Genomic DNA, 15500 nt, shown 5'->3' on the forward strand with positions numbered 1-15500 from the left:
GCGGTTGTCACCATGCCAACCGCGGAGTTTCCGTCTGCTCCTTGGCAAGACCCTGCGGCGCTCCTACATTGGGTCGGTACGGGTTATGCCGCATGACGCAACGAGCATGAGCATGGCTGCGACGCCATTTCGGCGTCTCGCGCGCGGCGATACCCTGGGGATGGACACGCGATGAACTCCAATTTCCGCAACCTCGCCCTGTGGGTGATCATCGTCCTGCTGTTGCTGGCGCTGTTCACGCTGTTCCAGAGCCCGCAGCAAAGGGCCGGGTCGTCGGACCTGCCCTTCTCGCAGTTCCTCGCCGAGGCCGATGCCGGCCGGGTGCGCGACGTCACGATCCAGGGTCCCGAACTGACCGGCCACTACACCGACGGGCGCACCTTCCAGACCTATGCCCCGCCGTTCCCGGGCCTCACCCAGCGCCTCGTCGAAAAGGGCGTCCAGGTTCAGGCGCGCGCGCCGGGCGAGCAGGTGCCGTGGTTCGTGGCGCTGCTGGCCCAGTGGTTCCCGGTTCTGCTGCTGATCGGCCTGTGGATCTTCATGTCGCGCCAGATCCAGGGCGCCGGCGGCAAGGCCATGGGCTTCGGCAAGTCCAAGGCGAAGCTGCTGACCGAGGCGCACGGCCGCGTCACCTTCGACGACGTCGCCGGCATCGACGAGGCCAAGCAGGACCTGCAGGAGATCGTGGAGTTCCTGCGCGACCCGCAGAAGTTCCAGCGGCTCGGCGGCCGCATCCCGCGCGGCGTGCTGCTCGTCGGCCCGCCCGGTACCGGCAAGACGCTGACCGCCAAGGCGGTGGCCGGCGAAGCCAATGTGCCGTTCTTCACTATTTCGGGTTCGGACTTCGTCGAGATGTTCGTCGGCGTCGGCGCCAGCCGCGTCCGCGACATGTTCGAGCAGGCGAAGAAGAACGCCCCCTGCATCATCTTCATCGACGAGATCGACGCGGTCGGACGCCATCGCGGCGCCGGCCTCGGCGGGGGCAATGACGAGCGCGAGCAGACGTTGAACCAGCTCCTCGTCGAGATGGACGGCTTCGAGCCGAACGAGGGCGTCATCATCATCGCGGCGACCAACCGCCCCGATGTCCTCGACCCGGCGCTGCTGCGTCCCGGCCGCTTCGATCGCCAGATCGTGGTGCCGAATCCGGACGTGAACGGCCGCGAGAAGATCCTCAAGGTCCATGCCCGCAAGGTGCCGCTGGCGCCGGACGTCGATCTCAAGATCATCGCCCGCGGCACGCCCGGTTTCTCCGGCGCGGACCTGATGAACCTCGTCAACGAGAGCGCCCTGCTGGCGGCCCGCCGCGGCAAGCGCATGGTCACCATGGCGGACCTCGAGGACGCCAAGGACAAGGTCATGATGGGCGCCGAGCGCCGGTCCATGGCCATGAGCGAGGAAGAGAAGAAGCTGACCGCCTATCACGAGGCGGGCCACGCGGTCGTCGGCCTCAACGTGCCGGCGGGTCTTCCCGTCCACAAGGCGACGATCATCCCGCGCGGACGCGCTCTGGGCATGGTGAAGTTCCTGCCCGAGGGCGACCGCTACTCGATGAAGTACAAGGAGTACACCTCGCACCTCGCGGTCGCCATGGGCGGGCGCGTGGCGGAGGAAATCACCTTCGGCAAGGAGAACGTCACCTCCGGCGCCGTCGGCGACATCGACCAGGCGACCAAGATGGCGCGCGCCATGGTCACCCGCATGGGCTTCTCCGAGGAACTCGGCATGGTCGCCTATGGCGACAACCAGGAAGAGGTCTTCCTCGGCATGTCGATGGGCCGTCAGCAGAACATCTCCGAATCGACCGCCCAGATGATCGACAAGGAAGTGAAGCGCCTCGTGCAGGAAGGCTATGAGGTTGCCAAGCAGATCCTCACCGAGAACCACGAGCAGTTCATCAAGGTGGCGGAAGCGCTGCTCGAATACGAGACGCTGTCGGGCGACGAGATCAAGGACCTGCTGGCCGGCAAGCCGCCGGTGCGCGACGCCGAGCCGGACAAGAACCAGCCGCGCCATTCGGCCGTGCCGACCGCCGGCAAGGGTCGTCGCCCGGCCAACGACGACGGCCTGGAGCCGCAGCCGCAGGCGTGAAGCAGCGGGCAATGAAGTTTCGCAAGAGGCGGGTCGCGAGGCCCGCCTTTCTGCTTTGAGGGGCCATGAGGTGAGCCGCCGACCTCGCGCCGCCTTCCCACCTGCTGGCCGGCGCCGCCATCGGCGCCGAGACCTGACGCGACGCGAAATCGCTGGACTGACGGGCGAAATCGCCGGGCTACCCTTGCTCCCGGCCGCGTCGCCCGGCTAAGTCACGGGGACATGCGAAGAACGAGCGCCGCATTGGCGCCACAAGCGGGGCTCATGGCGTGACGCCTGTTGCAACACCAGTGCTCAGTGCCAGGCGTCACCGGTCCCCCGTGCGGAAGCTCCGTTTCATTCTCCATCTGCTGACCCTGCTTCTCCCGCTGGTGCTCGGCGTCATGGCGCCGGGCGACCGGGCGCAGGCCGCCGATCCCGTGGCGGTGACGGCGACCTCTCCGGCCATCAATCTCGGCCGCGCCGTGACCTTCGTACAGGGGGACGGCGACCGCGTATCGGTGCCGACGGCGCCGGGCAGCGACGGCATCGTGCGGCGCATGGAGGTTCGCCAGACCCGCACCGATTCCAGCCCCGTCTGGGCGGTGTTCACGCTGGCCAACGCCACCGACGAGCAGGTGGACCGGCTGGTCGTCGTGCCGCATTACCGGCTCATCCGCTCCGGTCTCCTCAGGCCCGATCTCGGCTCCCAGCGCGTCGTCGCGCTGACGCCGAGTCAGGGCTTCCGCCCCGAGCGCCAGACGGCGGTGGACCAGGACGTCTTTCTCGTCACGCTCGATCCCGGCACCACCGTCACCTTCGTCGCCGAACTGCGCGACCCGCGCATCCCGCAGATCACGCTATGGCAGCCGGACGCCTTTAAGGACCGCGAGAACTCCTTCACGCTTTATCGCGGCATCATCCTCGGCATCGCCGGGCTGCTGGCGCTGTTCCTGACCATCCTGTTCGTGGTGAAGGGCTCGTTGATGTTCCCGGCGGCGGCGCTGCTCGCCTGGGCGGTGCTGGCGACGCTGGCGCTCGATTTCGGCTTCTGGACGCGGGTGATGGAGCTCTCTCCGGAGGCTGTCGCCTTCTGGCGCGCGGTGGCGGAGGCGATCCTCTCCGCGACGCTGATGATCTTCCTCTTCGCCTATCTCGACCTCAACCGCTGGCACGTGCGCTACACGGTGCTGATGGCGGTCTGGCTCGCCTTCGCCGGCGGCATGGTCACCGTCGCCTGGTTCGACCCGCCGATCGCCGCCGGCGTCGCGCGGCTCGGCATCGGCGCCGTGACGATCCTCGGCACGGTGATCCTCGTCTATCTGTCGTTCCTGCGCTACGACCGCGCCATCAACCTCCTGCCGACCTGGGCGCTGTTCATGATCTGGTCGGGGGCGGCGCTCCTCATGGTGTCCGGCCGCCTGAACAACGAGATCGCCGCGCCCGCCATGCTCGGCGCGCTGGTGCTGCTCGTCATGCTCATCGGCTTCACCGTGATGCAGCACGCCTTCTCCGGCTCGGGCGTGCCGAAGGGCCTTGTCTCCGACACCGAGCGCAAGGCGCTGGCGCTGACGGGGGCGGGCGACATCATTTTCGACTGGGACGTCATCGCCAACAGGATCTGGGTCAGCCCGGAGCTGGAGGCGCAGCTCGGCATGAAGCGCGGCGCGCTGGAGGGGGCCGCCACCAAGTTCGTCGAGGCGCTGCACCCGTCCGACCGCGACCGGATCCGGTCGATCTTCGACACGGTCGTCGAGCATCGCCGCGGCCGGGTCGTTGACGAGTTCCGGCTGCGCGCCGCCGACGGACACTTCGTCTGGATCATGCTGCGGGCGCGGCCGGTGGTCGGCACCGACGGCGAGGTCGTCAGGCTGGTCGGCACGCTGGCCGACATCACCGAGTTCAAGGCGTCGGAGGAGCGGCTGCTGCATGATGCCGTCCACGACAACCTTACCGGCCTGCCGAACCGCGAGCTCTTCCTCGACCGGCTCGAGGCCTCGCTGATGAACGCGCAGGGCGACGAGCAGCGCCGCCCGACAGTTCTGGTCCTCGACATCGACCGGTTCAAGCAGGTGAACGACTCGGTCGGCATATCGGTCGGCGATTCAATCCTGCTGACCGTTTCGCGCCGCCTGTCGCGCCTCCTGAAGCCGCAGGACACGCTGGCGCGCCTGAACGGCGACCAGTTCGGCATCATCCTCGTCTCCGAGCGCGCGCCCGAGCGCATCACGGGCTTTGCCGAAACGATCCGCAAGGCCCTGAGGGCGCCCATCGCCTTCGGCGAGCGCGAGATCTTCCTCACCGGCTCCATCGGCATCGCCCTTGCCGACGGTACGCAGCGCAAGCGGGAAGACCTCCTGAAGGATGCCGAGCTTGCCGCCTATCACGCCAAGCGCCTCGGCGGTGACCGGATCGAGGTGTTCAAGCCGGCACTGCGCGCCCACAAGAGCGACCGCCTGGCGCTGGAGAGCGACCTCAGGCGGGCGCTGGAGCGCGGCGAGATCGCCATCGTCTACCAGCCCGTGGTGCGCCTCTCCGACCGGACGCTCGCCGGCTTCGAGGCCCTGGTGCGCTGGGACCATCCCCGCCTCGGCCGCCTGCCGCCGGCCGAGTTCATCGCCATCGCCGAGGAGACCGGCCTGATCGTCGAGCTCGGCCTCTTCGTCATGGACCGCGCCGCCCGGCAACTCGCCAACTGGCAGGCGCTGATGCCGCTCGACCCGCCGCTGTTCACGGCGGTCAACGTGTCGAGCCGGCAGTTGCTGCGGCACGACCTGCTGCAGGACATCAAGGGCGTGCTGGCCCGCTCCACCGTCGCCCGCGGCTCGCTGAAGCTGGAACTGACCGAAAGCCTGGTGATGGAGAACCCGGAATATGCGGCGCAGATGCTGCATCGCATCCGCGAACTCGGCGCGGGCCTGTCGCTGGACGATTTCGGCACGGGCTATTCCTCGCTCGCCTATCTGCAGCGCTTCCCCTTCGACACCATCAAGATCGACAAGAGCTTCGTGCGCGCCGACCAGCGTGGCGTCCGTCCTGTCATCCTGCGCACCATCATCGCGCTCGGCCAGGACCTCGGCATGGAGGTGGTGGCGGAAGGGGCGGAGAGCGACACCGATGCGGTCGAGCTCTACCAGCTCGGTTGCGACTATGCGCAGGGCTTCGCCTTCGGCGAGCCGATGACCGCCGACCAGGCGACCAAGCTCCTCAAGGCGGCGCTGGCCCAGGCGGCCTGACGACTGCGCCTTTCGCAACACCTCGCATGCAGGGGCGGTGCTTTCCTTTTCCCCGGTGTCGCGGCCTACTGTGCCCAACCAGAACCAGGGAGCGCCCCATGACCCCCCGCAATCTCGGCCGGTCCGGAATCAAGGTCTCGCCGATCTGCCTCGGCACCATGATGTTCGGCGGGGCGACGACGGAGAAGGACTCCGCGCGCATCATCGCCCGCGCGAAGGATGCCGGCGTCAACTTCATCGACACGGCGGACGTCTATACCGAGGGCCGCTCCGAGGAGATCACCGGCCGCGCCATCAAGGCGGACCGAGCGCACTGGGTGCTGGCGACCAAGCTCGCCAATCCGACCGGCCCCGGCCCGAACGACCGCGGCCTGTCGCGCCTCTACATGATGCGGGCGGTGGAGGCTTCGCTCAAGCGGCTCGGGACCGACGTCATCGACATCTACTACCTGCACAAGGAAGACCACGAGACGCCGCTGGAGGAGACGGTGCGCGCCCTCGGCGACCTCATCCGTCAGGGCAAGATCCGCGCCTACGGCGTCTCCAACCACCGCTCCTGGCGCGTCGCCGAAATCTGCAATCTCGCCGACCGCATGGGCATCGACCGTCCGGTGGTCAGCCAGCCCTACTACAACGCCATGAACCGCATGCCGGAGGTGGAGCACCTGCCGGCCTGCGGCTTCTACGGCCTCGGCGTCGTGCCCTATTCGCCGCTCGCCCGCGGCATCCTCTCCGGCAAGTACGACCCCAAGGCGCCGCCGCCCGAGGGCTCGCGCGCGGGGCGCGCGGATGCCCGCATGCTGCAGACCGAGTGGCGCAAGGAATCGCTCGTCATCGCCCAGAAGTTGAAGGCCCATGCGGAAAAGCGCAGCATCACGCCGGGACAGTTCGCCACCGCCTGGGTGCTGAACAACGCCTTCGTCACGGCGGCCATCGCCGGGCCTCGCACGATGGAACAGTTCGAGGATTATCTCGGCGCTCCGGGCTACGCCTTCACCAAGGCGGACGAGGCGCTGGTCGACCGGCTCGTCCCTGCGGGCCATCCCTCGACGCCGGGCTATACCGACCCGGCTTATCCGCTGGAGGGCAGGGTGCCGCGCGGCGGGTAATCACCCAGCCAGCCGGAGCCCGTCCTCGCGCGCGACCACCCGGTTGCGGCCGGTGCGCTTGGCCTCGTAGAGGCAGGCGTCGGCGCGGTCGATGAGATGGTCGAGGTCGGGCTTTCCGCCGGCGATGCTCGAGACGCCGATGGAGACCGAGACGCGCACCGTTTCGCCGGCGGCGCGGATGTCGAGCCCGGCGATGCGGGCGCGCAGGCCCTCCGCCACCACCATGGCCGCCTGCAGGGTCGTGTTGGGCAGCAGGCAGCCGAACTCCTCGCCGCCGAGACGGCCGAACGTGTCGTCCGGCCGCAGGTGCCCGCGGATCGCGTTTGCGACCGCCACCAGAACGGCGTCGCCGCCGGCATGGCCCACGGTGTCGTTGATGGTCTTGAAGCGGTCGACGTCGATGAGAACCATGCAGGCCGGCCAGCAGTCCTGGCGGGCGACGATTTTTTCCGCCGTCTGCATGAAGGCGCGCCGGTTCGGCTGGCCGGTCAGCACGTCCGTCTCGGCAGCGCGGCGATAGCGGTCCTCGGCGCGGTCCTTGGTCAACGACAGCTGCAGGAACGAGATCAGCGTGATGTGGATCAGCGCCTCGAACATGATGATCGTGATCAACGGCGAGGCGGTGATCTCGTTGCTCGCCGGAACGGTGCTGGTCAGGGGCGGCACCATTCGGACCAGATAGACGGCGACGTGGAACAGGTGCCAGCCGATCGCCGGATAGCGGGAAACGAGATTCTCGCCTTTCAGGCCCAACAGGGTCACCGCGGTGCCGAGCGAGGTCGCCACGACCACCGCGGACACGAAGATCAGCCGCCATTCGACACTGTCATTGAATGCAGGCCACTGGCACAGGGTCAGCCAGACGACCGAGGGTGTCAGCACCCAGGCGAAATTCAGTTTCTGGTGACAGAACCGCCGCGTGCCGGCGAAGTTGAGGGCGTAGCCGAGCAGGATGGCCGCGTTGGCGAGATCGATTGTCACCCGGTCCGGCGCCCAGTTCCTCAGCCCCAGCAGCACGCAGCCGAAGGCGCCGAAAAGATTGGCGACACCCCAATAGACGAGGCCCCGCTCCTCGCGGTTCTGGCGAGACGAGAGGAGCAGCAGAAGCCCCGTCGTCGTGCTGATCGCCACGACGGACAGAAGCAACGTGCGGGGGTGAAGGAATTCCATCGGCTTCCGTGGACGCCCGCCCGCGGAATATCCGCTCGGGACGTTGGCCAGTCTCGCCGCAGACCTTTGAGGCTTCGTTAAGGGACGTGAGTCGGTTGTATCGCCTTGCGGAACGCCACCGACGGAGAAGCGGACCGGCCGAGGGGGCAGCCGGTCCGCTCTCCGTCGGGTCGCATGGACCTCAGGTCAGTACCAGCGGCACACGCGGAGCCCGCGACGATTGATCCAGCAACGGCGGCGGCGCGGGCGAACCCAACGGCGGCGCGGGCCGCGACGCATGCGGCGGCGCTGCATTTCGATCACATCACCGTCTGCCGGGGCGGCCGGCGAGAGAGCGGCGCGCACGCCGGTCAGTTCTGCCGAGGTTGCCGGCTGGGCGGGCGAGGCTTGAGCAGCGCTGAGGCCGAATGTCGCGGTAGCGGCGAAGCCGCCTGCCAGCGCCGTCAGAAAAAGCCTGCGATCCATGTCGCTTCCTCCTTGTTCACGTGATGGGCCTTCGGGTAATGCGCCGACCCCGCGTCCGGTTCCCCCGCCCGCGAAGGTTCTTCATTTCCGGGCGCGGCGACGTCCGCGTGGCGTCTTGCTCCGGGCAGCGCCTTGCTCCATGTCTTCGGCATGGCCTTTATGTCCTTGCCCCCTGGTTCGCGCTTCATCCGCCTGTTGCGCGACGAAGCCGGTCTGATCGTGGCCCTTGCCGTAGTCGCGGGCGGCATCCTTGCGTTCCTGAGGCTCGCGGACATCGTCGTGGAGGGCGAGACCGAAGCCTTCGACCGGGCGCTGCTGATGCACTTCCGCGACCCGGCGGCGCCCGAGGTCGCGCCTGGCCCTTCGTGGCTGCCCGGCGTCATGCGTGACATCACCGCGCTCGGCGGCATCGCTGTGCTGAGCCTGATCACGCTGTGCGCCAGCCTGTATCTGCTGCTCGTGGGCAAGCCGGGGGGAGCGCTGTTCGTCTTCGTCGCGGTAGCCGGCGGTACGGTCATCAGCCAGGCGCTCAAGGCGCTGTTCGACCGGCCGCGGCCCGATCTGGTGCCGAATGCGCCGATCGAGCTCACCGCCAGCTTTCCGAGCGGCCATGCCATGCTCTCGGCGGTTACCTACCTGACGATCGGCGCTCTCCTGACGCGGCTGGAGGCGCCGCGGCGGGTCCATGCCTTCTTCCTGGCGGTGGCCGTCGTCATGACCGTGCTCATCGGCATCAGCCGGGTCTATCTCGGCGTGCACTGGCCGACGGACGTTCTCGCCGGCTGGTGCCTCGGCGCAGCATGGTCGCTGTTCTGCTGGCTGGTGGCGCTCTGGATGCAGCGGCGGGGCCAGATCGAGAAGGTTTCCGATCGCGGCTGAGGCCTTGTGATCAAAGGGATCAGATCTTGCCTGCTTGCGGGACGGTCGGACGATCAAAGAAAAACCCGGCCACGAGGCCGGGTTTCGCATGTCTCGGAGAGCCGATCATATCACCAGTAGATGGGACGCCGACGGCAAACCAACTGGCCCCACTGGTTGATCCAGCAACGCCGCCGCGGTGCGAAGCCAGGACCCCAGCCCGGGCCTCCCCAGCCGCGTCGATATCCGCCACGACGGAAACCGCCGCCACCGCCACCGCGGAACCCGCCGCCACCGCCGCGGAAGCCACCGCCGCGGAACCCGCCGCCGCGACCTCCACCGCCGCCTCCGCGACCTCCGCCGCCGCGACCTCCGCCGCCGCGACCTCCGCCGCCGCGTCCACCGCGCTGCATCTCGACGGCGTCACTGCCCGTCAGGGCGCCGCGCACGGCATCCAGATCGGAAGCCCCCGACATCGCCGGGGCCGCTTCGGCAGCGGTCGATGCAACGGATGCCGCTGCGGCCGCGCCACCTGCAAGAGCCATCAGAAATAATCGACGATCCATGGTGTCATCCTCCTCAGTGTCGATGCCGCACCCTAGAGATATTACCACGTTGATTGCTTTGACCTAGGGCAATTTAACGGGTGGCTTCCGTGCCAAATCCCAGATGAATGCTGCATTGCAACGCGCGAATATTCGAGGAGATGGACCCTGCATCCGGCTTCCAGCAGCGTGTCCCAGCGAAAAAGCCCGGCCGTGGGGCCGGGCTTCCACGAAATGTGCTGGCGCTACCAGAAGAAGGGGAAGGGCACGACCGGCGCAAAGGGCCGCGGGCACACGCGCTGGCCCCAACGGTTGATCCAGCAGCGGCGATAGGGACGGTAGCCGTAGGCCGGACCACCGTAGTACCGCGGGCCACCGTAGTAGCGCGGACCGCCATAGTAGCCCCGGCGGGCGAAAGGCTGGCCGCCGCGGAAGCCACCGCCGCGGAACTGCCGGCCCCCGCCGCCGCCTCGGAAGGCGCGCCCGCCGCCCCCGCCACGGGATCCGCCACCCCGCCGTCCGCCACCACCCGGTCGCTGCATTTCAACGGGGCCGGCGAGAGCGCTCTGAGCCCCTCCCAGCGTGATGCCGGGATTTGCGCCAGCGAAGGCCGACGGTGCGACGGCCGCTGCGGCGGCGACGCCGCCCAGAGCGGCCAGGATAAGGGATCTGCGATCCATGGGTGTCTCCTTTGGTTCGACTGTTGTCTCCCCCTTGTTCATCGAACGCCCGGTGAGGCCGCCGGTTCCGGTTCTTCGCGCCGAAGGTCTGGCGGACCCCGGTATTGGCAGGGCACCGGGGGGCGTCTATCAGTCGCTTCCTGTTCCGGCTGCGGCCGGCCCGAGGAGACCCGACATGACGGATACGCCGCCCACCGCTCTGCCCGACCGCCTTTCGACCGATCCGTCGAGCCCGTTCTATGACGAGGCTGTGCTGTCGCGGGAGGTCGGCATCCGCTTCAAGGGCGTCGAGAAGACCAATGTCGAGGAATACTGCGTGTCGGAGGGCTGGGTCCGGGTGGTTGCCGGCCATGCCAAGGACCGTCACGGCAATCCGCTGACGATCAAGCTCACCGGCACGGTGGAGCCCTATTTCAAGGACTGACGGCCGGGCGGCGCCGCCTGTCACAGTCGCACACCAATTTTGAACCCGCCTTCAGGACAATGGCTGCGCCCCCGCCTATAAGGCATCGGGAGGGTTCCGCCCTCGAATCGTATCGCAAGCCGTCCTGAAGCCGCGCGAGATCCCGCCCATGCCCCGCAAGTATTTCGGCACCGATGGCATTCGTGGCCGCGCCAACGCCTTTCCGGTGACGCCCGAGTTCGCCATGAAGATAGGGCAGGCGGCCGGCATCGCCTTCCAGCGCGGCGAGCATCGGCACCGCGTCATGATCGGCAAGGACACGCGGCTCTCCGGCTACATGATCGAGAACGCTCTGGTCGCCGGCTTCACCTCGGTCGGCATGGACGTGCTGCTGGTCGGTCCGATGCCTACGCCCGCCGTCGCCATGCTGACGCGCTCCATGCGCGCCGATCTCGGCGTCATGATCTCCGCCTCGCACAATCCCTTCGACGACAACGGCATCAAGCTCTTCGCCCCCGACGGCTACAAGCTCTCCGACGAGGTCGAGCGCGAGATCGAGGCGCTGCTCGACCAGGACCTGGCGCGTCAGCTCGCCTCCTCGCGCCTCCTCGGCCGCGCCAAGCGCATCGACGACGCCCAGGCCCGCTACATCGAGTTCGCCAAGCGCACCCTGCCGCGCAATCTCGACCTGGCGGGCCTGCGCGTCGTCGTCGATTGCGCCAATGGCGCCGGTTACAAGGTGGCGCCGGCGGCCCTGTGGGAGCTCGGCGCGGAGGTCGTGACGATCGGCGACAAGCCGGACGGGTTCAACATCAACGATGCCTGCGGTTCCACCCACCCAGAGACGCTGGTGGAGAAGGTGCGCGAGATGCGCGCCGATATCGGCATCGCGCTCGACGGCGACGCCGACCGCGTGCTGATCGTCGACGAGAAGGGTCACGTGGTCGATGGCGACCAGCTGATGGCGGTCGTCGCCCAGTCCTGGCTCGAGGACGGGCGTCTTTCCCAACCCGGAATCGTCGCCACGGTGATGTCCAACCTTGGGCTGGAGCGCTTTCTGACCGGCCTCGGCCTGCAACTCGCCCGCACGCCCGTCGGCGATCGTTATGTGCTGGAGCATATGCGCGAGCACGGCTTCAATGTCGGCGGCGAGCAGTCCGGCCACATCATCCTGTCCGATTTCTCGACCACGGGAGACGGCCTCGTCGCAGCGCTGCAGGTGCTGGCCGTCGTTCTGAAGATGGGCAAGCCCGTCTCCGAGGTCTGCCACCGCTTCGAGCCCCTGCCGCAGATCCTCAAGAACGTGCGCTTCAAGGGCGGCAAGCCGCTGGAGGCCTCCAGCGTCGTCACCGCCATCGACGATGCCAAGCTGAAGCTCGGCCAGCATGGGCGCCTGGTCATCCGTCCGTCCGGCACCGAGCCGGTTATCCGCGTGATGGCGGAGGGCGACGACCGGGATCTCGTTGAGACCGTCGTCGACCAGATCGTCGCGGCGGTGGCCAAGGCGGCGGCCTGACGCCAGAGCCTCTCCCAGTCAACGTGCCGACGGGTCCGGCCTTCATCAGCCGCTAACCCTGTTCGTTAGGGTTAAGCGCGCTTTAAGCAATCTCTGCGACGGTTCCGGGTGTCGAACCCCGGGCGCGCCCTTTCCAGGCGATGCCCCCACGCCAGGACATCGCCATGCGCCGCCATTCCACAGTTGCTCTCGCCGCCGCGGCGGCGCTCGCCTCCACCGCCTCACTTGCCGCCGACATGGCGCCGCCTGTGCTGCGCGGGACGGCTCCGGTCGTCCAGCCCGCCGAGAGCGGAGGCTGGTATCTGCGCGGTGACATCGGCGCGGCCGGCAACAGCATCGGCAATTTCGGCGTGCTCCAGAACGGCACGCAGGTGCGCGCCGGCGTAGGCGGCGTCAACGACTACCAGCTGCGGATGAAGTCGCATTCCGAAAGCGTGTCGATCGGGCTTGGTGCAGGCTACCAGTTCAATTCCTGGTTCCGCGTGGACGTCACCGGCGAGTTCCGGACCGGTGGCCGCCTGCGCGGCATGGACTACGTCAACTTCGATCAGTCCGGCGGCACCACATCGCAGACCAATCTCTACTACGGCGGCACCCGATCGCTGGTCGGGCTCGCCAATTTCTACATCGATCTCGGAACATTCTGCCAGCTCGGCTGTCTGACGCCCTATATCGGCGCCGGCTTCGGCTTCGCCCATACGACGGTCAGCAACTTCACCGACACGTCCACCGGCTTCAACACCGTCACCGGCGCCACCGGCTCGCTCGGGGGCTACGCCACCACCGTCTCGCGCACCAGCTTCGCCTGGGCGCTGATGGCCGGCGTCGGCTACAAGGTCAACGAGCGCCTGACGCTGGAGGCGGGCTACCGCTACCTGTCGCTCGGCGACATGCCGAACCTGCTTCTGCGCGATCCGGCGACCGGCGCGCCGCGTCCCGGCAACGAGACCGTGCAGGTCAGCCGCCTGACGGCCCACGAGATCAAGATCGGCATGCGCTGGTCGCTCAACTGCTCCTGCGCGGTGCCCGCCGAGCCGATCGTCGCCCGCTACTGATCCATCTTTCCTGCCATCTCCCCGACGGCGCGGACCCTGTCCGCGCCGTTTGCTTTGGTCGGGAGGGGAGGGCGCTCGTGGTTAATTCTTAACCTTAAATCCCCCTTAACCGCCCTCGGCGACACTGGCGTCAGATCGCGTTTCGCCCACAGCCGGGGCGGCGTCAGCGTTGCAGGAACGGTTGAGATGAAGCGTCACCAGTCCCCCCCGCGTTTGCCCGTCGCCGCCGCCGGCCTCCTTGCAGCCCTCGTCCTCGCCTCGCCCGGGCATGCGGCCGACACGCGCTCCCCGGCGCCCGCGGCGCCCTTGCTGCCGCCCGTGCTGGCGGAGGACTTCTCGTCCGGCTGGTATGTCCGGGGAGACGTGAATGCCAGTCTCTTCCGGCGACCCTCGGCCCGCACCTTCGACGTCGCGAATTTCGCGCCGGGACAATCGGTGGAACTGCGCGACACACGCGGCGCCAACGCCTTCGGCGGCAGCCTTGGCGCAGGCTTCAGATACAAGTGGTTCCGGCTCGACACGACCCTGGACATCCGCTCGACCGCCCGCCTGTCGGGCTTTGCGCCACCCGAGGGCAACTGGGGTTATGTCGGTCCGCTGCCGACCCCGTCCCGCACCGAACGCTTCGGCGTCACCGCCCATTCGGCGCTGGTGAATGCCTATGTCGATCTCGGCGGCTGGGGAGGGGTGACGCCCTATGTCGGCGTCGGCATCGGCGCCGCGCGCCTCGCCGCCTCGAACTACGTGTCGACCCCGGTTCCTGCCGCGGCCCTGCTCGGCGAGGCGACGGTGACGCCGGCGCTCACCAATACGGTGAAGTGGACCCTCGCCTGGGCCGCCATGGCCGGCGTCACCATCGACGTGACGCCGCAGACGAAGATCGACCTCGGTTATCGCTACATGCACATGGGCGCGCTGTCGTTCACCGACACAGCGGGAGGCGCCTACCGCACCACGGTGGCGGCGCACGAGTTCCGCATCGGCCTGCGCTACATGTTCGGCGACGGGCTCGGCGTCGGCGGCCACTGACCGCACCCTAAGCACTAACACGCTCCTCCTTGACCTGACTCACCATTGGTCCTATCCCCCTCCGCGGGACATGCCCCCCCAACGGGGCACGCTCATCTGTGAGGATGGAGATCCAAATGGCGACAACCGCCCCGACTGCGCGCCCGCGCGCCAATACCTTTTCGTCCGGCCCCTGCGCGAAGCGCCCCGGATGGTCCCTAAAAGCTCTGGCTGACGCGCCCCTCGGGCGGTCACACCGCGCCAAGATCGGCAAGGCGAAGCTGAAGCTCGCGATCGATCTCACCCGAGACGTGCTGCAGGTGCCCGCTGGCTACCGCATCGGTATCGTGCCGGCCTCCGACACCGGCGCGGTGGAGATGGCCATGTGGTCCATGCTCGGCGCCCGCGGCGTCGACATGGTCGCCTGGGAGAGCTTTGGCGAGGGTTGGGTCACCGACGTGGTGAAGCAGCTCAAGCTGACCGACGTGCGCACCATCACGGCGCCCTACGGCGAGTTGCCGAACCTCAAGACGATCGACACGAAGACCCGTGACGTCGTCTTCACCTGGAACGGCACCACCTCCGGCGTGCGCGTGCCGAACGGCGACTGGATCGCCGCCGACCGCGAGGGCTTGACCATCTGCGACGCGACGTCTGCGGCCTTCGCCCAGCGCCTCGACTGGGACAAGCTCGATGTCGTCACCTTCTCCTGGCAGAAGGTGCTCGGCGGCGAGGCTGCTCACGGCATGCTCATCCTCTCCCCGCGCGCCGTGGAGCGGCTGGAGACCTACAAGCCGGCCTGGCCGCTGCCGAAGATCTTCCGCATGACCAAGGGCGGCAAGCTGATCGAGGGCATCTTCGAGGGGGAGACGATCAACACGCCCTCGATGCTCTGCGTCGAGGATTATATCGATGCGCTGAAGTGGGCGCAGAAGGTCGGCGGCCTCGACGGGCTGGTGAAGCGCGCGGATGCCAACACCCGCGTCATCGCGAAGTTCGTCAAGGAAAACGACTGGATCGACTTCCTCGCGGTCAAGCCGAAGACGCGGTCCAACACCTCGGTCTGCCTGAAGTTCACCGACCCGGCCGTGACGGCGCTGCCGGCGGATGCGCAGGCGGCCTTCGCCAAGGGCATTGTCGCGACGCTGGAAAAGGAAGGCGCAGGCCTCGATCTCGGGCACTATCGCGATGCCCCTCCGGGCCTGCGCATCTGGTGCGGCGCGACCGTGCAGGCGCGTGATCTGAAGGCGCTGATGCCGTGGATCGCCTATGCCTTCGCGCTCGAGAAAGCGAAGCTGAAGAAGGCGGCCTGAGGCTGTCCGCATCACCAGCCGTCATCCCCGGCGAGCCGCGAAGCGGCGAGGAAGGGGATCCAGGGGCCACCT

At 68.0% G+C, this 15500-nt stretch carries 13 protein-coding genes; 9 read left to right on the forward strand and 4 right to left on the reverse strand.

Annotated elements, in window-relative coordinates; genetic code table 11:
• Positions 1 to 171: 171 nt before the first annotated feature.
• The 3 genes from ftsH to ACJ4V0_RS16790 all read left to right on the forward strand — a co-directional run bounded on the left by ftsH (position 172) and on the right by ACJ4V0_RS16790 (position 6415).
• Positions 172 to 2091 (forward strand): ATP-dependent zinc metalloprotease FtsH, encoded by a 1920-nt coding sequence (gene ftsH, locus ACJ4V0_RS16780; protein WP_448300745.1) that lies wholly within the window; start codon positions 172 to 174, stop codon positions 2089 to 2091.
• Between the two features lie 383 nt (positions 2092 to 2474).
• On the forward strand, positions 2475 to 5306 hold the full coding sequence (locus ACJ4V0_RS16785; RefSeq protein WP_448300822.1) for an EAL domain-containing protein: 2832 nt from the start codon (positions 2475 to 2477) through the stop codon (positions 5304 to 5306).
• Positions 5307 to 5404: 98 nt separating this feature from the next.
• The gene (locus tag ACJ4V0_RS16790) at positions 5405 to 6415 is read left to right on the forward strand and encodes an aldo/keto reductase (protein ID WP_448300746.1); all 1011 of its coding nucleotides are present in this window, start codon (positions 5405 to 5407) and stop codon (positions 6413 to 6415) included.
• On the opposite strand, the gene ACJ4V0_RS16795 is transcribed toward ACJ4V0_RS16790, so the two are convergent.
• Positions 6416 to 7585: a GGDEF domain-containing protein gene (locus tag ACJ4V0_RS16795; RefSeq protein WP_448300747.1), complete on the reverse strand. Its 1170-nt coding sequence runs from the start codon at positions 7583 to 7585 to the stop codon at positions 6416 to 6418.
• Positions 7586 to 7771: 186 nt separating this feature from the next.
• On the reverse strand, positions 7772 to 8050 hold the full coding sequence (locus ACJ4V0_RS16800) for a hypothetical protein (RefSeq protein ID WP_448300748.1): 279 nt from the start codon (positions 8048 to 8050) through the stop codon (positions 7772 to 7774).
• A 159-nt stretch (positions 8051 to 8209) separates the two neighbouring features.
• On the opposite strand from ACJ4V0_RS16800, the gene ACJ4V0_RS16805 reads away from it, so the two are divergent.
• Positions 8210 to 8929 carry a phosphatase PAP2 family protein gene (locus ACJ4V0_RS16805; protein WP_448300749.1) on the forward strand — a complete coding sequence of 240 codons (720 nt, stop codon included), beginning with the start codon at positions 8210 to 8212 and terminating at the stop codon, positions 8927 to 8929.
• Positions 8930 to 8948: 19 nt separating this feature from the next.
• Here ACJ4V0_RS16805 and ACJ4V0_RS16810 read toward each other — a convergent pair whose 3' ends face one another.
• Both ACJ4V0_RS16810 and ACJ4V0_RS16815 read right to left on the reverse strand, forming a co-directional pair.
• Positions 8949 to 9311: a hypothetical protein gene (locus tag ACJ4V0_RS16810; protein ID WP_448300750.1), complete on the reverse strand. Its 363-nt coding sequence runs from the start codon at positions 9309 to 9311 to the stop codon at positions 8949 to 8951.
• Between the two features lie 387 nt (positions 9312 to 9698).
• Positions 9699 to 10133, reverse strand: coding sequence for a hypothetical protein (locus tag ACJ4V0_RS16815; protein WP_448300751.1), 435 nt, complete (start codon positions 10131 to 10133; stop codon positions 9699 to 9701).
• A gap of 175 nt (positions 10134 to 10308) precedes the next feature.
• Here ACJ4V0_RS16815 and ACJ4V0_RS16820 point away from each other — a divergent pair, with 175 nt between their 5' ends.
• The 5 genes from ACJ4V0_RS16820 (at position 10309) to ACJ4V0_RS16840 (ending at position 15428) form a co-directional block, all read left to right on the forward strand.
• A complete protein-coding gene (locus tag ACJ4V0_RS16820) occupies positions 10309 to 10557 on the forward strand; it encodes a DUF3297 family protein (RefSeq protein ID WP_448300752.1) in 249 nt (82 codons plus the stop codon).
• A 148-nt stretch (positions 10558 to 10705) separates the two neighbouring features.
• Complete coding sequence (gene glmM, locus ACJ4V0_RS16825) at positions 10706 to 12052, forward strand: phosphoglucosamine mutase (RefSeq protein ID WP_448300753.1); 1347 nt, start codon at positions 10706 to 10708, stop codon at positions 12050 to 12052.
• A 164-nt stretch (positions 12053 to 12216) separates the two neighbouring features.
• Entirely contained in the window at positions 12217 to 13107 is an 891-nt protein-coding gene (locus tag ACJ4V0_RS16830; protein ID WP_448300754.1) for an outer membrane protein, read from the forward strand.
• Between the two features lie 186 nt (positions 13108 to 13293).
• Positions 13294 to 14136: an outer membrane protein gene (locus ACJ4V0_RS16835; protein ID WP_448300755.1), complete on the forward strand. Its 843-nt coding sequence runs from the start codon at positions 13294 to 13296 to the stop codon at positions 14134 to 14136.
• A gap of 116 nt (positions 14137 to 14252) precedes the next feature.
• Entirely contained in the window at positions 14253 to 15428 is a 1176-nt protein-coding gene (locus ACJ4V0_RS16840; RefSeq protein WP_448300756.1) for a phosphoserine transaminase, read from the forward strand.
• Positions 15429 to 15500 lie beyond the last annotated feature (72 nt).

The organism is Phreatobacter aquiterrae, from assembly GCF_053471285.1.